The sequence below is a fragment of the Brevundimonas guildfordensis genome, assembly GCF_014836405.1.
GTDB lineage: Bacteria > Pseudomonadota > Alphaproteobacteria > Caulobacterales > Caulobacteraceae > Brevundimonas > Brevundimonas guildfordensis.
Genome location: NZ_JACSQU010000001.1, coordinates 729,047 through 751,776 on the forward strand (window position 1 = coordinate 729,047; position 22,730 = coordinate 751,776).

General features: G+C 66.6%; 20 protein-coding genes. 6 read left to right on the forward strand and 14 right to left on the reverse strand.

Annotated features, from left to right (window positions below; translation table 11 throughout):
* The first annotated feature begins 59 nt into the window (after positions 1-59).
* Positions 60-470 (forward strand): DoxX family protein, encoded by a 411-nt coding sequence (locus H9656_RS03545; RefSeq protein ID WP_191742872.1) that lies wholly within the window; start codon positions 60-62, stop codon positions 468-470.
* A 21-nt stretch (positions 471-491) separates the two neighbouring features.
* Here H9656_RS03545 and ygiD read toward each other — a convergent pair whose 3' ends face one another.
* The 3 genes from ygiD to H9656_RS03560 all read right to left on the reverse strand — a co-directional run bounded on the left by ygiD (position 492) and on the right by H9656_RS03560 (position 2,689).
* On the reverse strand, positions 492-1,247 hold the full coding sequence (gene ygiD, locus H9656_RS03550) for a 4,5-DOPA-extradiol-dioxygenase (RefSeq protein WP_191742873.1): 756 nt from the start codon (positions 1,245-1,247) through the stop codon (positions 492-494).
* 120 nt (positions 1,248-1,367) lie between these two features.
* Positions 1,368-1,832, reverse strand: coding sequence for a hypothetical protein (locus H9656_RS03555; protein ID WP_191742874.1), 465 nt, complete (start codon positions 1,830-1,832; stop codon positions 1,368-1,370).
* A complete protein-coding gene (locus H9656_RS03560) occupies positions 1,829-2,689 on the reverse strand; it encodes a D-alanyl-D-alanine carboxypeptidase family protein (RefSeq protein ID WP_191742875.1) in 861 nt (286 codons plus the stop codon). The genes H9656_RS03555 and H9656_RS03560 overlap by 4 nt, the downstream gene beginning before the upstream one ends.
* A gap of 122 nt (positions 2,690-2,811) precedes the next feature.
* Between H9656_RS03560 and H9656_RS03565 the strand changes: the two genes are divergently transcribed.
* Positions 2,812-4,197, forward strand: a complete 1,386-nt coding sequence (locus H9656_RS03565) for an MFS transporter (protein ID WP_191742876.1) — start codon at positions 2,812-2,814, stop codon at positions 4,195-4,197.
* Complete coding sequence (mazG, locus tag H9656_RS03570; RefSeq protein ID WP_191742877.1) at positions 4,198-4,986, forward strand: nucleoside triphosphate pyrophosphohydrolase; 789 nt, start codon at positions 4,198-4,200, stop codon at positions 4,984-4,986.
* Between the two features lie 25 nt (positions 4,987-5,011).
* Here mazG and hflX read toward each other — a convergent pair whose 3' ends face one another.
* The 6 genes from hflX to dusB all read right to left on the reverse strand — a co-directional run bounded on the left by hflX (position 5,012) and on the right by dusB (position 12,257).
* A complete protein-coding gene (gene hflX, locus H9656_RS03575) occupies positions 5,012-6,325 on the reverse strand; it encodes a GTPase HflX (protein WP_191742878.1) in 1,314 nt (437 codons plus the stop codon).
* Positions 6,326-6,571, reverse strand: a complete 246-nt coding sequence (hfq, locus tag H9656_RS03580) for an RNA chaperone Hfq (protein ID WP_003164861.1) — start codon at positions 6,569-6,571, stop codon at positions 6,326-6,328. It lies immediately after the preceding gene.
* A 110-nt stretch (positions 6,572-6,681) separates the two neighbouring features.
* Positions 6,682-7,542 (reverse strand): D-amino-acid transaminase, encoded by an 861-nt coding sequence (locus tag H9656_RS03585; RefSeq protein WP_191742879.1) that lies wholly within the window; start codon positions 7,540-7,542, stop codon positions 6,682-6,684.
* On the reverse strand, positions 7,542-8,948 hold the full coding sequence (ntrX, locus tag H9656_RS03590; protein WP_191742880.1) for a nitrogen assimilation response regulator NtrX: 1,407 nt from the start codon (positions 8,946-8,948) through the stop codon (positions 7,542-7,544). The genes H9656_RS03585 and ntrX overlap by 1 nt, the downstream gene beginning before the upstream one ends.
* A gap of 10 nt (positions 8,949-8,958) precedes the next feature.
* Positions 8,959-11,208: a sensor histidine kinase NtrY-like gene (locus H9656_RS03595; protein ID WP_191742881.1), complete on the reverse strand. Its 2,250-nt coding sequence runs from the start codon at positions 11,206-11,208 to the stop codon at positions 8,959-8,961.
* A complete protein-coding gene (gene dusB / locus H9656_RS03600) occupies positions 11,208-12,257 on the reverse strand; it encodes a tRNA dihydrouridine synthase DusB (protein WP_191742882.1) in 1,050 nt (349 codons plus the stop codon). The genes H9656_RS03595 and dusB overlap by 1 nt, the downstream gene beginning before the upstream one ends.
* Before the next feature lie 66 nt (positions 12,258-12,323).
* On the opposite strand from dusB, the gene H9656_RS03605 reads away from it, so the two are divergent.
* Positions 12,324-13,466, forward strand: a complete 1,143-nt coding sequence (locus tag H9656_RS03605; protein ID WP_191742883.1) for a bifunctional 2-C-methyl-D-erythritol 4-phosphate cytidylyltransferase/2-C-methyl-D-erythritol 2,4-cyclodiphosphate synthase — start codon at positions 12,324-12,326, stop codon at positions 13,464-13,466.
* Between the two features lie 4 nt (positions 13,467-13,470).
* Here the strand turns inward: H9656_RS03605 and H9656_RS03610 are convergent, their stop codons facing one another.
* Positions 13,471-14,778 (reverse strand): diguanylate cyclase domain-containing protein, encoded by a 1,308-nt coding sequence (locus tag H9656_RS03610; protein WP_191742884.1) that lies wholly within the window; start codon positions 14,776-14,778, stop codon positions 13,471-13,473.
* Positions 14,779-14,960: 182 nt separating this feature from the next.
* On the opposite strand from H9656_RS03610, the gene H9656_RS03615 reads away from it, so the two are divergent.
* Positions 14,961-15,890, forward strand: a complete 930-nt coding sequence (locus H9656_RS03615) for a YihY/virulence factor BrkB family protein (RefSeq protein ID WP_225212210.1) — start codon at positions 14,961-14,963, stop codon at positions 15,888-15,890.
* Here H9656_RS03615 and H9656_RS03620 read toward each other — a convergent pair.
* Complete coding sequence (locus H9656_RS03620; protein ID WP_191742885.1) at positions 15,856-16,098, reverse strand: sulfurtransferase TusA family protein; 243 nt, start codon at positions 16,096-16,098, stop codon at positions 15,856-15,858. The genes H9656_RS03615 and H9656_RS03620 overlap by 35 nt on opposite strands.
* The gene (locus H9656_RS03625; RefSeq protein ID WP_191742886.1) at positions 16,095-16,589 is read right to left on the reverse strand and encodes a CinA family protein; all 495 of its coding nucleotides are present in this window, start codon (positions 16,587-16,589) and stop codon (positions 16,095-16,097) included. Before H9656_RS03625 ends, H9656_RS03620 begins: the two co-directional genes overlap by 4 nt.
* A 73-nt stretch (positions 16,590-16,662) precedes the next feature.
* Between H9656_RS03625 and H9656_RS03630 the strand changes: the two genes are divergently transcribed.
* Positions 16,663-18,939: a fused MFS/spermidine synthase gene (locus H9656_RS03630; protein WP_191742887.1), complete on the forward strand. Its 2,277-nt coding sequence runs from the start codon at positions 16,663-16,665 to the stop codon at positions 18,937-18,939.
* Here H9656_RS03630 and mfd read toward each other — a convergent pair.
* Both mfd and H9656_RS03640 read right to left on the reverse strand, forming a co-directional pair.
* On the reverse strand, positions 18,936-22,385 hold the full coding sequence (mfd, locus tag H9656_RS03635; RefSeq protein WP_191742888.1) for a transcription-repair coupling factor: 3,450 nt from the start codon (positions 22,383-22,385) through the stop codon (positions 18,936-18,938). The genes H9656_RS03630 and mfd overlap by 4 nt on opposite strands.
* Positions 22,385-22,714, reverse strand: coding sequence for an FAD assembly factor SdhE (locus H9656_RS03640; RefSeq protein ID WP_024352864.1), 330 nt, complete (start codon positions 22,712-22,714; stop codon positions 22,385-22,387). Before H9656_RS03640 ends, mfd begins: the two co-directional genes overlap by 1 nt.
* Positions 22,715-22,730: the final 16 nt, after the last annotated feature.

Genomic DNA, 22,730 nt, shown 5'->3' on the forward strand with positions numbered 1-22,730 from the left:
GTGTCATAACCTCGACCGTCCGGTCCCGCTTTAGGGATGCAATGACCGAGGCGATTTCAATGGCGCGACGTTCGACTTCCTTGGCCGGTTGGGAACCCCATGTTCTCAGCCTTCTAAGAATTGTTTCCGGCCTGCTTCTGCTTCAGCACGGCGCGCAGAAGATCCTCGGCTTCCCGCCGGGCGGCCAGGGCGGCGGCATTGACCTGTCGACCCTGCCCGGCTGGTCCGGGCCCATCGAACTGGTCGGCGGCGTGCTGATGGTGCTGGGGCTGTTCAGCCGCCCGACCGCCTTCATCCTGTCGGGCTTCACCGCCGTGGCCTATTGGATGGTCCACGCGCCACAGAGCCCCTACCCTATCAACAACGGCGGGGAGCTGGCGGTCCTTTACTGCTTCGTCTTCCTGTATCTGGTCTTCGCCGGCCCGGGCCCGTGGTCGCTGGACAGCGCCCTACGCGGCGGCCGCCGCTAGGACGCGTGACGCGGCGTCCGGTCAGCCGATCCGGACGCCCGTCATCGAGATCGAGCCGCCTTCGATCACGTCGGTAAAGAAGCTCGCGGTCTCGCCCGGAACCTGCTGGGCCGCGACGTAGAGCAATGGCAGGTAGTGCTCGTCCGTCGGCACGCTGAGCTGCGCCTGTTCTGCCAGCTGCACCCAGTCGATCAGGGCGTCGTGGTCGCTATTCGTGAAGGCCCGCTTCACCGCATCATTGAAGTTCACAGCCCAGTCGTACGGCTCGCCGCCGGCGCGTTTCCACGTCCGCAGATTGTGCACGAAGTCGCCCGAACCGGCGACGATCATACCCTCGTCTCGCAAGGGGCGCAGGCGCTTGGCCAGGTCATAATGACCGCGGGCGTCCATCGTGCGATCCAGCGAGAGCTGCACCACGGGCACGTCAGCGTCCGGCCAGACGTGGGCCAGTACAGACCAGGTTCCGTGATCGAGGCCCCACTGGGTTGTCTGCACGGCGCCGGTCAGTTCCGACACGCGACTGGCCAAGGCGGGAGACCCTGGCGCGGGATATTGCATGGCATGAAGTTCAGGCGGAAAGCCTCCGAAATCATGGATGGTTTCCGGACGCTCCTGCGCCGTCACGCCTAGACCACGCGTTTCCCAGTGGGCCGAGATCATGACAACGCCTTTCGGCTTTCCGATCTCCTGTCCCAATGTCCGCCAAGCCTCGGCGAAAGGCCCGCCAAGCGCGTTCATCGGCGATCCATGACCAAAAAAGAGTGCGGGCTGACGCATAATCTTGACCGTGCAGCTTCTTGGGCGTCACGGCTCCGGGAAAAGTGAAATACGATGCTTATACAGCAACTGTGTCGGTGCCTAATCTAGGCGCTCTATCCGGAGCTGCAAGAGGCTCCGTCAAGAATCTGCCAGGCCGATCGGACAGATGCGCTGATAGAACGCCGGCTCGCCCGGAACCCGTGCGCCTCGCGACAGCAGAAAGCGATGCTCGACCACCATGGCCTGCTGTTCAATATTCAGGCCAATCCATTCGCAGCGGTCATCAACGGGATAGGCGTAGGCGCCCGGCCCGTCGCCCGCCTTCAGCTTGCCGGTCAGCAGGTTGACGCCGTTCTGCGCCTGCCAGACGTGGACCAATTCGTGGATGAAGACCGCCTGCGTCCTGAGCGGCGCCTGCGAAAGATCGGGCTCCAGCGTTGCTTTTGGCCATACAATCCAATCGCGCCCGAACCAGCGTCCCGGCACGAAGGCCCTGTCAAACGGCCAGGGCAAACCCAAGAAGCGGATATCGTCCAGCCGCAGGTCGCGTGCGAACACCTCGCGCGCCAGCGCCGCCTCGCCGCGCGCCAGCGGTCGGATCATCGGCCCACCCACTCCCAGTGCCAGGGCTCATAGACATAGGGCACGAAGCCGAAACGCCCGGCGTTCTTGACCAGCCAGCGATAGGTCGGCGTCTGGCTCATGTGGCGGCGGCTGTGAACGTCGGTGGAATCGACGCCCATGCCCTGCAAATGGCCGACATACAGATCGACGGCCGTGCCAGTCCGGTGCGGCGAACAAACCGCGCGGCGCAGGCCATCGCAGTTGCCATCGCGCGCGCATCTGGCGGCGTCGGCCTCCGGGTCGCGAAAAGACGAGAAGACGCGCAGCAGTTCCGGCTCGGCGGCGATCTCAGGGACTTCGGCGCGGGCAGCCGCCGCCATGTCGCGGTAAGCGTCCAACACGTCGCGGCGCAGCAGACGCGTCAAACGTTCGGCGTGTTCTTCGCCCGTCGTCAAATAGGCCAGGTCGGCGACCGGCGGCGGTTCGGGGCATTCCCCTCTCACCCGCGCCATGACAAAGGGTCGCCGTTCCTGCCACAGCCCTCGCAGAACCTGAAAGGTGGGCTGGTCGAACCGCCCGCTGGCCGTCAGCCCGTATCTCGTCTGAAATCCCGCCAGGGCTTCGGCGAAGCCCGGCGAGGTGGGATCGCAGGGCGAACCGACTTCCTGTTGAATGAGAGGCACATAGGCCTCCCATCCCAATTCCGACGGCCCGAACGGCACCCATTCCAGCGCATACAGGGATATGGCGTTCGCCTCGGCGGTGTCGTCCCAGGAGCCTGGAGCCCGGTCGCAGATCTGGGCGGTAGGCACGGGTTCCGGGGCCTCCGCACGGACCTGGCCGGCCAGTACGGTCACGCTCAGGGCGGCGAAGAGAGAGACGGACGCTTTCCACATAAGCGGCAGCAGGCCTCAGGATCAGTGTCGCCGCAAGCCCTTGACGCGGTCTTCGCGCCTCCGAGGAAAACCTGCATGCTGACGATTGCGGCCGACTCGCGCCGTGATCGGGCCGTGACCGCATGACCGCAACCGCCGCGCCTTCGTCCAGCATCGCCGCGCCCGACGCGCCGCGCCGCTCCAACGCCGTCCTGGCCGCCTTTTCCGGGCCGTGCCTGCCGCTGGCGGCTTTCGGGGTGGCCCTGCCCGTCACCCTGCCGGAGTTCTACGCCACCCACGTCGGGATCGAGATGGGCATGCTGGCGGCTGTCTTCATGGCGGTTCGGCTGATCGATATCGTCTTCGACCCCTTCATCGGCTGGGGCATGGACAGGACGCGCACACGCCTGGGTCGCTATCGCCCGTGGATGGCCGTGGCGACGCCAATCCTGATGCTGGCGGCGCTGATGATGTTCGTGACGGTCCAGCCGGGCGCGGGGCCCGTCTACCTGTTCGCGTGGCTGCTGGTGCTCTACCTCGGCTTCTCGATGGGGACGTTGGGGCAGTTGGGCTGGGCCGCCGTGCTGGCGCCGCAATATGACCAGCGCAGCCGCGTCTATGGCTGGTGGCAGGTGTTCAACATCATCGGCGTCATCCTGATCCTGATCCTGCCGACTATCGTGGTGAAGACGGGACTGGGGAGCTACGTCGACGGCGTTCGCATCATGGGCTGGGCCATCATCATCGCCCTGCCCTTGACCATCGGCCTGGCCATGGTCGCCGTGCCCGAGCCGGTCAACGCAGGCGCCGCGCCGCATGGGGGCCCCAGCGCCTATCTGGCCCTGTTCAAGATGAAGACAGTGCGCAAGCTGCTGATCGCGGACCTGCTGCTGGGCATTGCGCCGGGCATCACCGGGTCGTTGCTGTTTTTCTTCTTCGGCCAGATCAAGGGCTACGACCACACCCAGGCGTCGCTGTTCATGCTGATCTACTTCATGGCCGGCCTGGTCGGGGCGCCCATATGGGCCTGGCTCGCGACCCGGATCGGGAAGGACCGCGCCCTGGCCGTGGCCAGCCTGATCTTCGCTGTCTTCTACGTCGGCGCGACCCTCGTTCCGGGCGGGAGCTTCGCCCTGACGGCCGTCGCCATGTTCATCGCCGGCCTGCCCTATGCGGCGGGCCTGTTCCTGCTGCGCGCCATGATGGCGGACGCGGGCGACGAGGTGCGGCTGGAGACGGGGGTGGACCGCACCGGCCTGATGTTCTCCATCCTGTCGGCCACGACCAAGATGGGGCACGTCTTCGCCTTGGTCCCCTACGCCATCCTGCCGCTGGTCGGGTTCAAGGCCTTGCCTGGGCCTGAGGGTAACAGCGACTTCTCGCTGTTGATCCTGCAGATCCTGTTCATCGCCGTGCCGGGCCTGCTATTGGCGGCCACCGCCTGGGTGCTGAAGGGCTACCCCCTGACTGCGCGCAGGCACGATGAAATCCGCGCCGCCCTGGCGCAAAGAGACGCCGGACACGCCTGAATGACCCACCCTGTCGACCGCCTGAAGGACATCATGGTTCGCCTGCGCGATCCGAACGGCGGCTGTCCCTGGGACGTGGAGCAGACCTTTCAGACCATCGCCCCCTATACGATCGAGGAGGCCTATGAGGTCGCCGACGCCATCGAGCGCGGCGACATGGACGAGCTGAGGGTCGAACTGGGCGACCTGCTGTTCCAGGTCGTCTTCCACTCGCGCATGGCGGAGGAGGCCGGGCACTTCCGGCTGGAAGACGTCGCCGAGGCCATGGCCGACAAGCTGGTCCGGCGCCACCCGCACGTCTTCGGCGACGAAGCCGCCAAACCCAGCGGCCCAGCCCAGAAAGCGCGCTGGGAGGACATCAAGGCCGCCGAGCGCAAGGCCAAGGCGCAGCATGGCGTGCTGGACGACGTGCCAGTCGGCCTGCCCGCCCTGACCCGCGCGGCCAAGCTGACCAAGCGCGCAGGCCGCGTCGGCTTCGACTGGCCCTCCACCGACGAGGTCTTCGACAAACTGGCCGAAGAGGTTCAGGAACTGCGTGTTGAAATCGCCGCCGGCGACAAGGAGAAGGCGCGCGAGGAGTTGGGGGATCTGCTGTTCGTCGTCGCCAACCTGGCCCGCAAGCTGGAGGTCGAGCCGGAAGACGCCCTGCGCGCCGCCAATGCTAAATTCGTGCGTCGTTTCGAGTTCATCGAAGCTGAGCTGAAGAAGGACGGCCGCACGCCGGAACAGTCCGACCTCGCCGAGATGGACAGCCTGTGGGACGCCGCCAAGACGGCTGAACGGGCCTAGGCGGCGCGCCCCGCGTCCTGCGTGATCAGTCGATAACGTCCGGATACAGCCGTTCAAGCCGCCCCAGCGCGGCGGGATGCAGCCGGACCGTCAGGTGCACCCGGCCGTCCTCGTCCGTCTCGCGCCCCGTCACCCGGCCGTTGGCGTAGAGCCAGGCCAACAGGTCGCCGCGGTGGGGCTCGACCGTCAGGTGCGTTTCGGGGTCGTCGTCGATCAGGGCGGCGATGGTTTCGCGAAGCGCCTCGATCCCCTCGCCGGTCCACGCAGAGACGGCTACCGCCTGCCCGTCACGCGCCAGACGCTCCGCCTGGCCGACCACGCTTTCGCGCGTTTCGGGTTCCAGCAGGTCGATCTTGTTCCAGACCTCGAGAATGCGGCGCGTCTTGCCCTCGGGCGTCGGAATCTGCTCCAGCACGGTCTCGACGTCCTTTGCCTGGGCGGCGCTGTCGGGCGAGGCGATGTCGCGCACGTGCAGGATCAGATCGGCTTCGCCGACTTCCTCCAGGGTGGCGCGGAAGCTCTCGACCAGTTCGTGCGGCAGGTCCGAGACGAAGCCCACGGTGTCGGCGATGATCGCCGGGCGCCCCTGCGGCAAGCGGATCGTGCGCTGGGTCGTGTCCAGGGTGGCGAACAGCAGGTCCTTGGCCATCACTTCGGCCCCGGTCAGGCGGTTGAACAGCGTGGACTTCCCCGCATTCGTGTAGCCGACGAGCGCGACCGACGGGAACGGAACCTGCTTGCGCGCCTTGCGGTGCAGGCCGCGCGTGCGGCGCACCTCTTCCAGTTCAGCCTTCAGCTTAACGATGCGGTCGGCGATCATCCGCCGGTCGAGTTCGATCTGGGTTTCGCCGGGACCGCCCGTGCCGCCCGTGCCGCCGCGCTGGCGTTCCAGGTGGGTCCAAGTGCGGACGAGGCGCGAGCGCTCATATTCCAGCCGCGCCAGCTCGACCTGAAGGCGACCTTCGCGCGTGCGGGCGCGACGTCCGAAGATCTCAAGGATCAGCCCCGTTCGATCGATGACCTTGATGTCCCAGAAGCGTTCAAGGTTGCGCTGCTGCACCGGGGTCAGCTGATCGTCGACGACGACCGCCTCGGCGTCGGCGGCCAGGATCAAGGCCGAGATCTCTTCCAGCTTGCCTCGGCCGATCAGGGTGGCAGGCGTTACGGATCGCAGGCGCACGATCTCCTGCGCGCGGACATCAAGATCCAGCGCCTGGGCCAGGCCCACGGCTTCTTCCAGGCGTTCGGAAGCATGGCGCGCATTGTCGCCGCGACGGTCGGGATGGATGACGACGGCCCGGATCAGCGGGACGGCGTGGTCAATGAGTTTGGAGGTCAATCAGTCTTCTTCGGCGTCGGGCTCGTACAACTGCACGGGCGCGGACGGCATGATGGTCGAGATGGCGTGCTTGTAAACCAGCTGCGATTGGCCATCGCGACGCAGCAGCACACAGAAGTTGTCGAACCAGGTGACGATGCCCTGAAGCTTGACGCCGTTCACCAGGAAGATGGTCAGCGGCGTCTTCGTCTTGCGGACGCTGTTCAGGAAGGTGTCCTGGAGGTTCTGTCGTTTGTCTTGCGACATGGCAGGTTGATCCTGTTCTTGGTCTTTTTCATCGGCGGCGGAATGGCCGCGAGGCGGGACGTCGCCCGCATTCGCGACCTTAGCCACGCCCCTGTAGCTGCGGCAACGCCTTAAATGGCCTCGCGGCGCGCCTGTTCCAGATAAATCTCGCGCAGGCGGGTCGCCACCGGGCCGGGCTTGCCGTCGCCGATGCGGCTTCCATCCAGCGACACGATCGGCATGACGAAGGAGCTGGCCGCCGTGACGAAGATTTCGCGGGCGCGCTTCGCCTCTTCGACGCTGAAAGCGCGCTCTTCCAGTTCGATGCCTTCGGCTTCAACCAGGTTCAGGATCGCCGCCCGCGTAATGCCGCGCAGGATGTTGGCCTGGGTGTCGCGAGTCCGCAGCTTGCCGTTCTCGTCGACGATCCAGGCGTTGGTCGAGGAGCCCTCGGTCACCATGCCCATCTCGTCAAACAGAATGGCCTCATAGGCCCCGCGCTCGCGCGCCGCCTGCTTGGCCAAGGCGTTGGGCAGCAGACCGACCGTCTTGATGTCGCAACGGCCCCACCGAAGGTCCGGATGGGTCACGCCGGCAGCGCCCTTGGCGGCCAGGGCTTCGCCCTTATTCAGATCGATGGACTTGGCGGTGACGATGACGCTGGGTGCCACGTCGGTGGGGAAGGCGTGATCGCGCGGGGCCGTGCCGCGCGTGATCTGGATGTAGACCAGGCCATTGCGCACCCGGTTCCGGCGGATGGTTTCACGCAGGACGATGCCCAGCGACTGGGCCGACATGGGAATGTCGATGCGCAGCTCGGTCAGGCTTCGCGCCAGACGGCTCAGATGGCCCTCATAGTCAGCCAGCCGACCATCAAACACCGACCAGACTTCATAGACGCCGTCGGCGAACTGAAAGCCGCGATCCTCGATATGGACTACGGCCTGGCCATGCGGCTGATACACGCCGTTCACATAGGCGACCCTGGACATCAGGCGCCCTCTCCTTCTTCGTCTCCGCCGCGTGCGGGCGACACGCCCAGCGACTTAAGCTTTCGATGCAGCGCCGACCGCTCCATGCCGATGAAGGCGGCCGTGCGCGAGATATTGCCGCCGAAGCGCATGATCTGGGACGACAGGTATTCTCGCTCGAACACCTCTCTGGCCTCGCGCAGAGGCAGGGCGATGATATGCTCGGCGCTGAGCGAGGTTGGGCTGGCCGACGACGCCACCTCTTGAGGCAGCATGGCGGCGGTGATCGGCTCGTCTGCCGTCCCCGTCGCCAGGATCAGCAGGCGCTCGACGTTGTTGCGCAGCTGCCGGACGTTCCCCGGCCAGGGGTGGACTTGCAGCACAGCCAAGGCGTCGTCGGCGATGCGCCGATGCGGCAGCCCCTGAGACGCTGACAAACTGTCGACGAAATACTCAACCAGCTCGGCGATATCCTCGCGCCTCTCGGAGAGCGGCGGCACGCGGATCGGCACGACGTTCAGGCGATGGAACAGGTCCTCGCGGAAGCGCCCCTCGCTGATTTCCAGGCGTAGATCGCGCGAGGTTGAACTGATGACCCGCACGTCAACCTGAACATCCTGTTCTCCGCCGACACGACGGAACCGCTGCTCGACCAGCACGCGCAGGATCCGGCTCTGGCTCTCGCGGGGCATGTCGGCCACATCATCCAGGAACAGGGTGCCGTTATGCGCCTGTTCGAAGACGCCGATCTTGCGCGGGCGGCCGTCGTGGCTTTCTTCGCCGAACAGTTCGACGTCGAGGCGCTCGGGCGCCATCCCCGCGGCTGAGATCGCTACAAATTCAGCCCGGGCGCGCGGACTGGCGTCGTGAATCTGGCGCGCGACCAGTTCCTTGCCCGAGCCCGGAGGTCCAGCGATGAGGATGCGGCTGTTGGCGGGCGCCACCTTGGAGATTGTGCTGCGCAGGGCCTGCGCCGCCACCGATTTGCCGATCAACCCGCTGGGCGTCAGCGTCTGGGCCCGCAGGCGGCGGTTCTCACGCTTCAGAGAAGCCGCCTCGAGCGCCCGCTCGACCACCACCACCAGCCGATCGGACTTGAACGGCTTTTCGATGAAGTCATAGGCGCCGCGCTTCAGCGCGCTGACGGCCGTTTCAATATTGCCGTGGCCCGAGATCATGACGACCGGCAGATCTTCATCCAGCTCCCGCACGACATCCAGCAGCTCCAGCCCGTCCAGTCCGCCGCCCTGCATCCAGATGTCCAGGACCGCCAGCGACGGCTTGCGCGCCTTGATGGCGGCCAGCGCCTCGTCCGAATTGGCGGCCGTGCGAACCGCATGGCCTTCGTCCTCCAGCAGGCCGGAAACCAGCTCGCGGATATCGGCTTCGTCGTCGACGACCAGAATGTCGGCACCGGTATTTTTCATGACGCCTCTCTTATTCCGCCGTCCGCATCGCGCTTGACGCGCGGGCGACGGCCTTATGATCCTGGCTCAGGGGGAAGGTCAGGCACACGCGAGCGCCTGACAAGGTTTCGGCGTCGGACAGTTTCAGCTCTCCGCCGTGGTCTTCACAGATGCGCTTGACGATGGCCAGGCCCAGACCCGTGCCCTTCTCGCGCGTGGTGACATACGGTTCCGCCAAGCGATCCCGATCTTTGGCGGGCAACCCTACTCCGTCATCTTCGATGATGAAGGAGGCCACGTCGTTTTCTACGGTCAAGCGCACGATGATGCCGGGGCCTGCTGTCGTCACCCCATCTCGGTCGCGACGCCCCGAGACCGCCTCGCCTGCATTCTTCAAGATATTGGCGAGCGCCTGGCGAACCATGCTGCCGTCAGCCTGCATCACCACGTCGGGCAGAGGTTCTACAAGCTCCACGTCGATATCGCCTGCCGCCACTCTCTGAGCGAAGACAGCCTCGCGCAGCATCTCCGCAGGACTCTCGCGCGAAAAACGAGGCGCAGGCATCCGGGCGAAAGATGAGAACTCGTCCACCATCCGCCCGATATCGCCAACCTGACGGATGATGGTTTCGGTGCAGCGATCGAAGACTTCAACATCATCTCCGACCTTATCACGATAGCGACGACGCAGACGTTCGGCCGACAGTTGGATCGGCGTCAGCGGATTCTTGATTTCATGGGCGATACGCCGCGCTACGTCGCGCCAAGCCGCGTTGCGCTGGGCGGTGACCAGGCGGGTGATGTCGTCGAAGGTCAGCACCATCTCGCCGCCCTGCCCGCCCTCGATACGGACCCGCAGGCGCAGGGCCTCGCCGTTGCGGTCGATGTCGATGTCTTCTTCGATGTGGGCCTCGCCGCGTTCGGACAGCTCGCCCAGCTCCGGCGCCACCTCCGCCAGCCGCCGGCCCTGCACCTGATCGGCGTCCAGGCCTAGCAAAACACTGGCGCTGTCATTGATCGCAGAGATGCGGCGCTTGCGATCCAAGCCGATGACGCCAGCACTGACGCCTGACAGCACGGTTTCAATGAACAGGCTTCGGGCCTGAGCCTCGTCCGAGGCGGTCGTCAACGCAGCCTGCTGGGTTTTGATGTCCTGCGTCATGCGATTGAAGGCTTCAGACAGCACGATCAGCTCGGCCGGCGCCTGCCCATTGTCGACCCTGGCGTCCAGATCGCCGCCGGCCACTTGGTCGGCCGCCTTCACCAACCGACCGATGGGCGCGGAGATAGAACTGGCCGCCGACATGGCCAGCCAAACCGCGCCCACGAGCACCAGCAGGGCCGTCTCAAGATAGCTCAGAGCGAACGCCGCCTGGATGCGGGCGCGGCTTTCCTCGGCCTCGCGATAAGCGGTGATGGATTCCTCGCCGTTGCGCATCCGCTGGATCAGGCCCGGCGCAAGCGGACGGACGACGTAAAGATAGGCGTCGCCATAGTCTGGCAGCGGATACAGGGCGCGAACCGTGTCAGGATTTTCCGTCACTGTTGTCGGGGCTACCTCGCCACCCGCGACCGTCTCCAAGGCCTCGCGAGGCGGCGCGACATAGGGAGGCGCGCCTGGGCGCTCGCCGCTGGCCAGCACGCGGCCGTTCTCGTCGAGGATATAGAGCGCCGGATAGCCGAAGAAGTCGCCGATCTGAGCCAACGCGCGGGAAAACTGGATACGGTTGTCGAACAGGCCCCGCACCCCGCCCAGTTCGGTCGACATGGTCTCCATGTCAGCCTCAAGCCCGCTGCCCACGTCCGCGACATAGGCGCGGCCGATCTCGGCGCCGTTCCTGACCGCTGATTGAACGTTCGCGCTGAACCACTGATCGACGCCGCGGTTGACCAGGACGCCGAACACCAGGGCGATCAGGACGGCCGGCACGACCGAAACGAGCGAGAATAGGGTCACGAAGCGCAGATGCAGCCGCGCTCCTGGGTCGTAGCGGTTGCGGAACAGACGCAACACCCGAACGCCGATTACAAAGGCCAGCCCGAAGATCAGGACCAGATTGGCCAGCAGGATGAACAGCACCGCCTGACTGGCCGCTGAACGCGCATCGCCTCCCCCGGTCGCGCCGGGCGCGATGGCGACAAGCCAGATCGCCGCCGCCGTAACGATGAAGGCGACCGCATAGGCTGTGCCAAGCAGCGCTCGCGCCCGACCGCCAGCCAACCGCCCCCAGAGCGTGGGCTCTGAGCCGTGATGTTCAGCCGGGGCGGCAGGGTTCGACATTAAGCGATAGCTTCAACCACCTGTGGCCCGTTTTCAACAGCGAAGTTGCGATAATGCTTCACATCGAGCCACAGCGCCGTCAACGCCTCCTCGACGGCCTCTGGCGTCTCCAGCCGGCAGAGACGCGCCTTGGCCGCCCGTCGCTCGACAGGATCGGCCGGCCAGGGCGCCTGTTCAATGTACCAGCCCAGATGCTTGCGAAACATCTTCAGCCCCAGCGGCAGGCCGTAGAAGTCAGCCGACGCCCGCAGATGCCGAATGACGATCGCGAGCCGCTCTTCCCGATCCGGCTCGCGCAACTGTGTCCCGTCGATCAGGGCGCGCTCCAGATGCGCGGCCAGCCACGGCCGCCCATAGACGCCTCGGCCCAGCATCAGGGCGTCGGCGCCGGATCGTTCCAGCGCCTCGCGGGCTTGTTCAGCGGTGATGATGTCGCCATTGACGATGACGGGAATGCCCACCGCCTGCTTCACCTCGGCCACTGCGTCCCAGTCGGCGATCCCGGTGTAGAACTGCTTTCGAGTGCGGCCGTGCACCGTCACCGCCGCCACGCCCAGCGCCTCGGCCCGGCGCGCCAGATCGGCGGCGTTGAGACTGTTATCATCCCATCCCAGCCGCATCTTGACCGTCACCGGCCGACTGACGGCCTGAACGACCGCCTCCATGATCCGCGCCGCCTGATCCGGCGTCCGCATCAACGCCGAGCCGCAGGCGGCGCCGGTGACTTCCTTGGCGGGACAGCCGAAATTCAGGTCGATGATGTCGGCGCCGGCCTTCTGCGCCATGCGCGCGCCCTCAGCCATCGCCTCGGCGTCGCCGCCGACCAGCTGGATCACCGTCAGCGGCAGCCCCCCGCCGACGGCGGCGCGGCGCACCACGTCCGGCCGGGCGCGCGCCAACTCGGCCGCAGCCACCATTTCAGTCGCCACGTACGAGGCGCCCAGCTGCGAGGCCAGCACCCGAAACGGCAGGTCAGTGATCCCGGTCATGGGCGCCATCAGCACCCGCCCGTCGATCTTTACGTCCCCAATTTGCAGGCCAGTCTTCATAAGGCCCCCTTAGCACCGAAGGCGCCCCCTCTCGTCAAGCGGAACCGGGCGGCCTAGAAGGCCGTCATGGGATTCTCAGCGATTGTCGTCGCCGCCGGTTCGGGCTCGCGAGCCGGAGGCGCCAAGCAGTGGCGCGTCGTCGCCGGACGCCCGGTCATCGCCTGGTCGGTCGAGGCTTTGCTGAAGGCCGGCGCGCGTGAGGTCGTGGTGGTGATCGCTGCCGACGCCGCGCCGATGGCCGAGACCGCTTTGTCAGGCTTGTCGGGTTGGCGCGCCGTGCCCGGCGGCGCGACCCGGGCCGCCTCGGTTCAGGCCGGTCTGGCGGCGCTGACGGCGGATGACGCAGAGCCTGTGCTGATCCACGACGCCGCGCGGCCGTTCCTGAGCGCTGACATCATAGAGGCCCTGCTGCAGGGCCTTAAGGACGCCGACGGCGCCCTGCCCGCCCTTTCCGTCGCCGACAGTCTGCGTCGAGCCGAGGGCGACTTCATTATCGGCGGCGTGGATCGTGACAACCTCTGGCGCGCCCAGACGCCTCAGGCCTTCCGCCTGAAAACCATCCGCGATGCCTACGCCGCCTGGCCGGACAATGAGACGGCGACCGACGAAGCCGCTGTCGTCGAGCGCGCCGGCGGCCGTGTCCGGCTGGTCCCCGGCGACCCACGCCTTCTGAAACTGACCTACCCTGAGGATTTCGCCATGGCCGAGGCGCTCGCCGCACCCCGCACCGTCGTTCGCATCGGGCAAGGGTTCGATGTCCATCGCTGGGGGCCGGGATCGTCGGTCTGGCTGTGCGGGGTCGAGATACCGCACGATCAGACCCTGATCGGCCATTCGGACGCCGATGCGGGCCTGCACGCTCTGACCGACGCCATCCTTGGCGCAATCGCCGACGGCGACATCGGCGACCACTTCCCGCCCAGCGACCCGCAGTGGAAGGGCGCCGCCTCGGACCGCTTCCTCGTCTATGCGGCTGAACGAGTGGCCGCGCGCGGCGGGCGCATCGTCAACGTCGACGTCACCCTGATCTGCGAGCAGCCCAAGGTGAAGCCGCATCGCCAGGCCATGCGCGAACGTCTGGCAGGCCTTCTCAACCTGCCGCTGGACGCCGTCAGCGTGAAGGCGACCACCAGCGAGGGCCTCGGCTTCACGGGCCGCGGCGAGGGTCTTGCCGCCCAGGCCGCCGTCTCGGTCGAACTGCCCGGCTAAGACGTCAGACGCGCGCTAGTCCGTCTGCGGCTCGCTCAAGCAGGGTCAGCGCCGTGTCGTCGGGCCTCAGCTGGGCCACCCCTACGTCCAGTTCCACGACGAACGGCGGGCGATCCTTGCCGGCGTCGAAGGCGGTGCAGGCGATGACGGCCGCAATCCGCTCAGCCGTGACGCGGGCGGAGGCCTCGTCGGCGGCAGGCAAGGCCAGTGCGAAGGTCTCACTCGACAGGCGCGCAGCGGTGTCCTCGACCCTCACCAGCCTCGACACCATGGCGCCGACCTGGGGCATGGCCCTCTCCAGCCAGCCGCCCGCCCGCAATTCGCCCATCTGCTGACGCTCCGCCACACGCAGGACGCCCACAGACAAATGCCGCGAGCGCAGTCGGGCGCCGTCCGTCAATCGGCCCAGATGCGAGGCGAACAGGTCGCGACTGAACAGTCCAGTCGCCGCGTCCATCAGTTCGCTGCTGCGCACGGCATCCAGCGCCCGGCGCAGTCCCTGCTGACGGCGATGATTGCGCGCCAGGGCGACAATACGGGCTGCGGCGTCTTCTTCCGGCGTGGTCGGATCGGCGACGTCGGCGAACCCTCGCCGGTAAAGGTCGCCCAGGGCCTCGCCCGCCTCCTCGTCCCGCAGGTAGAGCGTCAGCGGAATATGATAAAGCCGCGTGTTGCGACGCATTCCCGCAGCGATCGCCAAGGCCGGCGCGTGCGAACGATCACCCCACAGCACGGCGCCGTCGAACGCGCGCTCATGCAGATAGTCAAAAGCAGTATATGGGGTCGGCGCCGCCACCACCTCGGCCCCCAACGCCACCAGTGCGTTAGACAGCGCCAAAAAGCGACGATCTGCAGCACCGGCGGTAAGGATGTTCAGCGGTGTCGATTCCATGTCAGGCGCCGCCAGGTTGACGCCGTGCTGGCTGAAGGTGGCCTGGCGCAGAACGAATTCTTCCTCCGCCACCGCGGCGCGAGTCATCTGCTCCAGACGCATCGCCGCCTGAGCGGGATGCGGAGCCTTGGACAGCGTCAGATCGCACCCATTAAGGCCGGCCCCCTTCGGCGCGCCCACGCCTAGAATGGTCAGATAGCGGGCGTCGGTCGCGGATCGCAGCCGCGCAATGGCCGAGGCGTCCAGCAACGACGTATCCACCACGGCGGCGTCAATCGTAAGGTCGTCAAGCGCCAGGACAGCCGCGTCGAGATCGCGCGCGGTCAGGGTTCGCCACCCCAGTTGATCCAGGCCTTCGCACAGAGAATCCAGGGAATCGTCAGCGCCGGCGACGACCAGCACGCGCGGATTGGGATGCAAGCAACGATCTCCTGGCTTCGGTCGGCCGCCCCCGCCGCCGTATCCGAGCCTTGGGGCATGATACCGGCGTGGCGGCGACCCGCAATGGGCAAGGCGACATATCGCCGGGCGACGGATCAGGGGTTCCAACTTCATGCCGAATGGGGTTAATCCCCCCGCTTGTTCGACGACGAGGCCTTGGATTGACCCAGCCCTTACCGCTCGCGGACCTGCCCATGCACATGGCGCGCCTTGCAGGCCGCGCCTTCGCCAGAAGCTGGGGCCGGGACGTCATGCTCTACACCGGCGGGGTTTCCTTTTTCGCCCTGCTGGCCCTGTTCCCGGCCATCGCCATCCTGATCGGCTTCTACAAGGCCGTGCTGACGATAGGGCAGGTGAGCGAACAGGCGGCCGCCCTGGCGGACGTCATCCCCTCGGCCGCGCGCACCCTGTTCCTGAACGAGATCGACCGCCTGGCCAATACCTCGGCGCGGACCGTGTCGCTGCAGAGCGCAATCGCCCTGGTTATCGGCGCCTACGCTGCGCATCGGGGTTTCAAGGCCTTGCTGGCGGGGCTGAACCTGATCCACGACGAGACCAAGCCGCTGGGCTTCTTCAAGTTCAACCTGCTGGCCTTCCTGGTCGCGCTAGCGGCCTTCGTGCTGTTCACAGTGGTGTCAGGCGCCGTCGTCACCTCGCGTCTGATGGAGCACGCCTATGTCGACCAACCGGGCGGCTGGTTGACGCTGCCGCTCGATGGGTTGTGGCCCGCTCTCGGCCTGTGGCTGGGACTGACCATGCTCTATCGCTACGCCATGGCGCACGCCAAGCGCGTCGCCTGGAAGGCGGCGGTCATCGGCGGCCTGGTCGCGACGGTCATGTCCAGTTTCTTCTCGTGGCTGTGCACCATCTACGTCGAGCAGATCGTGCATCTGGGCGCGACCTACGGCTCGGTCGGCGCCGTGGTGGTGCTGCTGATCTGGCTGTCGTGGAACGTCAACGCCGTCTTCTATGGCGGCGCCTTCGCGACGGAGCTGGAAATCGACTGGGAAAAGCGCACCTCCCTGCCGCCGTCCGAGACCTATCCCGATACAGTTGTCAGCCTGTCCGAACGTCGCCGCTCTCGACAGTGATCCGAAGCACGCCGTCCGTCTCGATGATCTGAACCACCTGACCGCCTAACTCCTGCATCAGGAAGGGCACATCGATCCGCGCCATCGGGTCTGTCGCCAACAGCGTCCAATGCTCGCCCGCGCGGCCGCCCTCCATCGCCTTGCGTAGCCTGAGGCTGGGCACGGGACATTTGTGGCCGCGCGCGTCGATAATGACCGGGTCGCTCATCGCGTCACGGCGTCCTGCAACAGGCCCAAGGCCACGCGCACGCTTTCCAACCGCACCTGGTCGCGCCCGATGGCGCCAAAGCGCTTTTCAACATGGGCGACGGACCCGTCGGCCCGCGCGACGGCGAAGTGAACCAGGCCGACCGGCTTGTCGTCCGACCCGCCGCCCGGCCCGGCGATGCCGGTGACGGACACCGCGACCTGGGCGCGTGAATTCGTCCTCGCCCCTTCGGCCATGGCCCGCGCCGTCGGCTCGGACACGGCGCCATGGTTTGCCAGCACGTCTTGCTGGACTCCCAGCATCTCCATCTTGGCCTCGTTGCTGTAGGTGACGAAGCCCCGATCCACGACGGCCGAAGAGCCTGCGATCGCCGTCAGGGCGCCCGCCACCAGCCCGCCGGTGCAGCTTTCGGCCGTAGCGATCATCAGACCGGCGCTGATTGCATGGCGGACCACGCTTTCAGCGGTCGCCTCGACGTCCTGCGGCAACATGGGAATTCGCTCCATCCTCGAGTCGTCCTAGCCTCCCCCAGCGGAATCACCCGTTCCAGGTCGAAAGCAGCGCATGACCGAACACGTCCTGTCTCCGGCGCATCGCAGGATCGATGCGATAACACCTGCCGCCTTCGCCGTCGCCATCTTCACCTCGGCCAGCCTGGTTTTCCTGGTTCAGCCGATGGCGACCAAGCTGGTGCTGCCGCTGCTGGGCGGATCGCCATCGGTGTGGAACACCGCCATGGTCTTCTTCCAGGCGGCGCTGCTGGCGGGCTATCTCTACGCCCACCTGCTGCAACGGATACCGTCGGTGCGATGGCAGGCCGTCACGCATCTAGTGCTGCTGGCGGCGGCGGCCGTTTTCCTGCCGCTGAGCATTACTGAGACGCTGGGGGATCCCGATCCAGCCGCGCCGATCGGCTGGCTGCTGGGCGCTCTGTTTCTTTCGGTCGGCGCGCCCTTCGCTATCCTGTCAGCCACGGCGCCGCTGCTCCAGGCATGGTACGCGCGCGCTCGCTATGGTCGCCCTGACGGAGCCAACCCATATGTGCTGTACGCCGCCTCCAACCTCGGCAGCTTCCTGGCGCTTCTGGCCTATCCGATCCTGATCGAGCCGCTGGCGTCCCTGTCCGGGCAAAGGATCGGCTGGACCGTCGGATACGGCGTTTTCGCCGCCATGATCGTGCTGCTGGCGGTCATCCTGCCGCGCGGTCTCGGCGCCGCGCGCACCGCCGCCTCGGACGAGCGTAGCCCGCCAATCCCCTGGACGCGCAAGATTATCCTGATCCTGCTGGCCGCTGCGCCCTCCAGCCTGATGCTGGGGGTGACCGCCCACCTTTCGACAGACGTGGCTTCGGCCCCCTTCCTGTGGGTCGCGCCGCTGGCGCTCTATCTGCTGACCTTCGTCATCGCCTTCCAGACCAGGCCGTGGATTCCTCTGCCCGTCACCCTGATCCTGCAGGCGACCTTCACCGTGATGATCGCCGCCATGGTCGGCATGACGACGGGGCATTGGCTGATGCTGCTGGGCGTGCACCTGGCCGCCTTCTTCTTCACCACGCTGATGTGCCACCAGCAGCTCGCCGCCCGACGCCCAGCGCCGGACCGGCTCACCGAGTTCTACCTGTTGATGTCTCTGGGCGGCGTGCTCGGCGGGGCCTTCACCGCCTTATTGGCGCCCGCCGTGTTCGAGACCGTGCTCGAGTATCCGTTGGTCATGGTGTTGGTCTGTCTGGCACGACCGTGGCTAGGCACGCGTCCCGCCAAACATGAAGTCTGGCTGATGACCGCCGGCCTCACGATCGCGGTGGCGGTTCCCCTGCTGTTCGAGATGATGCGCTATGATGCGTCGCTGCGCACGGTGTTCAGCGAATTCGGCCTGACCGCAACGGCGCAGATCATTCTGGGCGCTGCCGCCATCTGCGCCTTCCTGGTCCGCGATCGCGTCGTGATGTTCACCGCTGTCGTCGCCGCCATGACGCTGTCGGCCCACTACATCGGCCGAGGTTACGACTGGAGCCTGTCCGAGCGCAGCTTCTTCGGCGTCATGCGGGTGGCTGTTACCCCCGATCCCAAGATGGGCGGCGACGTCCATGTGCTGATGCACGGCACCACCCTGCACGGCGCCCAGGCGCGCAATCCCGACTTCGCCTGCGCGCCGACCATGTATTATGCCGAGACCACGCCTCTCGGGCAGGCCGCCCAATTGATCCAGGCCCGCGGCCCGGGCGCCGTCATCGGCGTGGTGGGGCAGGGTTCGGGGGCCATGGCCGCCTATAAGCGCGCCTCGGATCAGATGACTTTCTTCGAGATCGATCCGATGGTCGACAGGCTGTCGCGCGATCCGAAGTGGTTCACCTTCATCTCGGCCTGCGCTCAAGGCCCGATCCGGACCGTCCTGGGCGACGCACGTTTGACGCTGGGCAAGGAGCCGGCAGGCTCCTACGACCTGCTGGTCATCGACGCCTTCTCATCCGACGCGGTGCCGACCCATCTGCTGACGCGCGAGGCGATCGAGGGCTATCTCAAGCTGCTGAAGCCGAAGGGCGTCGTGGTGCTGCACCTGTCAAACCGCAATCTGGAGATCACCCTGCCCGCCGTCGCCGCCGCGCGCGAACTCGGCGCCGCCGAACTGCACCAGATCTACATCGAGCACCCCGACGCCGCCCTGATGGCCGAGGCCTCGACCGAAGCCCTGGCTATCTCGCCCACGCCCGAAGGTCTGGCCGACTTCAAGGCCGACGGCCGCTGGCGCAAGCTGGAGCCGACCGCGGTGCGCCCCTGGACCGACGACTACGTCAACCTGTTCGGCGCCCTGGTCCGCAGCATGAAGGCGCGTGCGGGCTAGGCCGCGCCCGCAACCCGCGCCAGATCGGCGGTGATGCGCTCGGCGACCTTCAGACGGTCGTCTGGCGTGGGCCAGTCGCCCTTCACCACGATCTTCTGGTCGGGGCGGATCTTCCAGAAGGCGTGGTTCTTTTGAATCAGGCCCACCAGACCCATCGGATTGGGGAAGGTGTTGTTGCGCAGGGTCAGCACCGCCCCCTTGGGCCCGATGTCGATCTTCTCGATGCAGGCCGTGCGGCAGTTGGCCTTGACGCCGACGATCCGTAGAAGCTGCTGCGCCTCGTCGGGCAAAGGGCCGAACCGGTCGATCAGCTCGGCCGCCAGCGCCTCGCGATCCTCCATGTTCTCGGCATCGGACAGGCGACGATAGAGGCTGAGGCGAAGGTTCAGGTCCGGAACGTAATCCTCTGGAATCAATACGGCCGCGCCGACGTTGATCGAGGGCGACCAGCCGCGATCCGGGGCGGCCTCGCCCTGTTCCCGCAGTTCAGCCACGGCGTCTTCCAGCATCTGCTGATAGAGCTCGACCCCCACCTCGCGGATGTGGCCGGACTGTTCGTCGCCCAGCAGGTTGCCGCCGCCGCGCTGATCCAGGTCATGGCTGGCCAGTTGGAAGCCGGCCCCCAGATTGTCCAGCGATTGGAGCACCTGCAGCCGCCGCTCAGCCGAGAGGCTCAGCGGCTTGGTCGGATCGGTCGTCAGATAGGCGAAGGCCCGCGCCTTGGAGCGGCCGATGCGGCCCCGAATTTGGTGCAACTGGGCCAGACCGAACATGTCGGCGCGATGCACGACCAGGGTGTTGGCCGTGGGTATGTCGATGCCGCTTTCGACGATGGTGGTCGAGACCAGCACGTCATATTCGCCGTCATAGAAGGCGCTCATGACGGCTTCCAGCTGGGTCGGGCTCATCTGGCCGTGGCCGACGACGAACTTCACCTCCGGCACCTGTTCGCGTAGGAACCGCTCGATGTCCGGCAAGTCTTTCAGGCGCGGCGCGACGTAATAGGCCTGACCGCCGCGATACTTCTCACGCAGCAGAGCCTCTCTCACCAATACCGGATCCCACGGCGTGACATAGGTCCGCACCGCCAGGCGATCGACTGGCGGGGTGGCGATGATCGACATCTCGCGGATGCCCGACAGCGCCATCTGCAGCGTGCGCGGGATCGGCGTCGCCGTCAGCGTCAGCAGGTGAACATCGGCCCGCAGGGACTTCAGCTTCTCCTTGTGCTTGACGCCGAAGTGCTGCTCCTCGTCGACGATGACGAGGCCCAGATCCTTGAAGCCGACCTGATCGGCCAGCACCGCGTGGGTGCCGACGACGATCTCGAAACTACCGTCTTTCAGGCCCGCGCGTGTCTCGTTTGCGTCCTTGGCCGTGACCATACGCGACAGGTGGCGCACCTTGATCGGCCAGCCGGCGAAACGTTCGCTGAACGTCTTGAAGTGCTGACGCGCCAGCAACGTCGTCGGACAGACGATGGCGACCTGCTGCCCCGTCATGGCCACGACGAAGGCGGCGCGCAGGGCGACCTCCGTCTTGCCGAAGCCGACGTCGCCGCAGATCAGGCGATCCATCGGCGTGCCCTTGCCCAGGTCCTCCAGCACGTCGCCGATGGCGTTCAGTTGGTCGTCCGTCTCCTCATAGGGGAAGCGGGCGCAGAACTCGTCGAACAGGCCCGACGGCGGCACGATGGCGTCGGACACGCGCAGCGCCCGCTTGGCGGCCAGGGCGATCAGCCCCTCGGCCATGGCGCGCAGGCGCTCCTTGGCCTTGGCCTTGCGCGCCTGCCAGCCCGCGCCGCCCAGACGGTCCAGTTGAACCCCCTCTGCGTCCGTTCCGTAGCGCGTCAGAAGGTCAATGTTTTCAACCGGCAGGTAGAGCTTGCTCTCGCCGGCATAGAGGAGTTCGAGGCAGTCGTGGGGCGCCTCCTGAATCTCCAGCGTCCTCAGGCCTTCATAGCGGCCGATGCCGTGATCCAGGTGGACGACCAGATCACCCGCCGTCAGGGCCGAAGCTTCAGCCAGGAAGTTCGACGCCCGCCGTTTGCGCTTCGGCCGCGCCAGGCGGTCGCCCAGGATGTCGGTCTCGGAGATGACGGCCAGGTCGTCGGTGACAAAGCCGTGCTCGACCGGCAGCACCGCGCGCAGATAAAGGCCGTCCGGCGCCCTCTTCACATCGTCCCAGTCGCGCACCGCCACGACATGCGTCAGGCCGTGATCGCCCAGCATGGCGGCCAGACGCTCGGCGGAGCCTTCGGACCATGAGGCGAACAGGACGCGCTTGCCCTGCCCCTTCAGCGCCTCGGCGTGCTGAGCGACGGCGGCGAACAGGTTGACGCTGTCCTGCGACCGTTCGGCGGCGAAGCTGCGGCCCAGACGGCCGCCGGCGTCCTCGCCCGAACCGGCGGCCAGTGGCGACAGGCGGCGCACGGCGCGTCCCGCCAGGGCGCTGTTCCAGTCGCCGTCGTCAAGATAGAGGCGCGCCGGCGGCAGAGCGCGATAGGCCGCCCCGCCCTTGCCGCGCGCCGCCTCCTTGCGCGCCTCATAGGCGTCGACGGTCAGGTTCCAGCGCTCTGCCCGCGCCTGTTCCGCCTGGCTATCGAGGAAGATCGGCGCCGTGTCCGGCAGATAGTCGAACAGCGTGTCCAGTCGGTCGTAGAACAACGGCAGCCAATGCTCGACGCCTTGGCGACGCGCGCCCTCGCTGACGGCGGCGTACATGGGTTCGTCGCCCGGCGCGCCGAACAGGTTCAGATAGCCGCTGCGGAAACGCGAGATGGCGTCGGCGTCCAGTAAAACCTCCGACACCGGCGAGAGGGAAACCGCCTTCAACTGGCGCGTCGAGCGTTGAGTCTCGGGATCGAAGGCGCGGATCGATTCCAGCTCTGAGCCAAACATGTCGAGGCGAACCGGCTCCTCGAAGCCCGGCGGGAAGACGTCGATCACTCCCCCGCGCACGGCATATTCGCCGCGCTCCGACACGGTGGAGGCGCGCACATAGCCGTTGGCCGCGACGTAGCGTTCCAAGGCGTTTGTATCGAGATCGACGCCGACCTTGGCGGCGAACCCAGCGCCGGTCACGGCGCTGCGCGGCGGCGTACGTTGGGCGGCGGCCGCAACGGTGGCGACCACCAGCAGCGGCGTCCTGTCCGCCGGATCGCGTGTCGCCAGCCGCGTCAGCGTCGCCATGCGCTGGGCGGCGACCGAAGCCGTCGGGCTCAGCCGGTCATAAGGCAGGCAGTCCCACGACGGATATTCAATAACTTCAATATCCTTGGCAAAGAACCGAAACGCCTGGATGAAGTTTCCCGTGCGCTGATAGTCGCGCGCCCCGAACAGGGCGGTCCCGCCCTGGGCCTTGACGCGATCAGCGACGATGAGGGCGTCCAGCCCCTCGGGCGCGCCGCCCAGCTCCATGTCGGCCCGCGCCGGCGCGCCGTCCATCAGCCGATGCCCTTGGCGACTTCGGCCGCAACGTGCTCGCGCATGAAGGCGCGGATGCGGGCGATCATCGGTCCGTCGAACTCAGGCGGGGTCGGCTCGCGCTCGATGATCCAGGCGTAGAGATACTGATCTTCTTCATCCAGCAGGGTCTCGAGTTCGGTCAGTTCGTCGTCGTTCAGCGTCGGCGCGACCTGATCGGTGAACGGCCCCAGCACCATGTCCGCCTCGCGAAAGCCCCGGCGCCAGGCGCGGAAGGACAGGCGCCCCAGGCGCGTCTTGCGGTCGTCGGTGTTCTGGGCGTCCTCAGGACGTGCGTCGATATCGGCCACGCTGTTTCCTTGCCTG

Bases quoted from the DNA above. Each gene is read 5' to 3' on its own strand.
- H9656_RS03545 (WP_191742872.1), top strand. From the start codon at position 60: ATGGCGCGACGTTCGACTTCCTTGGCCGGTTGGGAACCCCATGTTCTC.
- ygiD (WP_191742873.1), bottom strand. From the start codon at position 1,247: ATGCGTCAGCCCGCACTCTTTTTTGGTCATGGATCGCCGATGAACGCG.
- H9656_RS03555 (WP_191742874.1), bottom strand. From the start codon at position 1,832: ATGATCCGACCGCTGGCGCGCGGCGAGGCGGCGCTGGCGCGCGAGGTG.
- H9656_RS03560 (WP_191742875.1), bottom strand. From the start codon at position 2,689: ATGTGGAAAGCGTCCGTCTCTCTCTTCGCCGCCCTGAGCGTGACCGTA.
- H9656_RS03565 (WP_191742876.1), top strand. From the start codon at position 2,812: ATGACCGCAACCGCCGCGCCTTCGTCCAGCATCGCCGCGCCCGACGCG.
- mazG (WP_191742877.1), top strand. From the start codon at position 4,198: ATGACCCACCCTGTCGACCGCCTGAAGGACATCATGGTTCGCCTGCGC.
- hfq (WP_003164861.1), bottom strand. From the start codon at position 6,571: ATGTCGCAAGACAAACGACAGAACCTCCAGGACACCTTCCTGAACAGC.
- H9656_RS03585 (WP_191742879.1), bottom strand. From the start codon at position 7,542: ATGTCCAGGGTCGCCTATGTGAACGGCGTGTATCAGCCGCATGGCCAG.
- ntrX (WP_191742880.1), bottom strand. From the start codon at position 8,948: ATGAAAAATACCGGTGCCGACATTCTGGTCGTCGACGACGAAGCCGAT.
- H9656_RS03595 (WP_191742881.1), bottom strand. From the start codon at position 11,208: ATGTCGAACCCTGCCGCCCCGGCTGAACATCACGGCTCAGAGCCCACG.
- dusB (WP_191742882.1), bottom strand. From the start codon at position 12,257: ATGAAGACTGGCCTGCAAATTGGGGACGTAAAGATCGACGGGCGGGTG.
- H9656_RS03605 (WP_191742883.1), top strand. From the start codon at position 12,324: ATGGGATTCTCAGCGATTGTCGTCGCCGCCGGTTCGGGCTCGCGAGCC.
- H9656_RS03620 (WP_191742885.1), bottom strand. From the start codon at position 16,098: ATGAGCGACCCGGTCATTATCGACGCGCGCGGCCACAAATGTCCCGTG.
- H9656_RS03625 (WP_191742886.1), bottom strand. From the start codon at position 16,589: ATGTTGCCGCAGGACGTCGAGGCGACCGCTGAAAGCGTGGTCCGCCAT.
- H9656_RS03630 (WP_191742887.1), top strand. From the start codon at position 16,663: ATGACCGAACACGTCCTGTCTCCGGCGCATCGCAGGATCGATGCGATA.
- mfd (WP_191742888.1), bottom strand. From the start codon at position 22,385: ATGGACGGCGCGCCGGCGCGGGCCGACATGGAGCTGGGCGGCGCGCCC.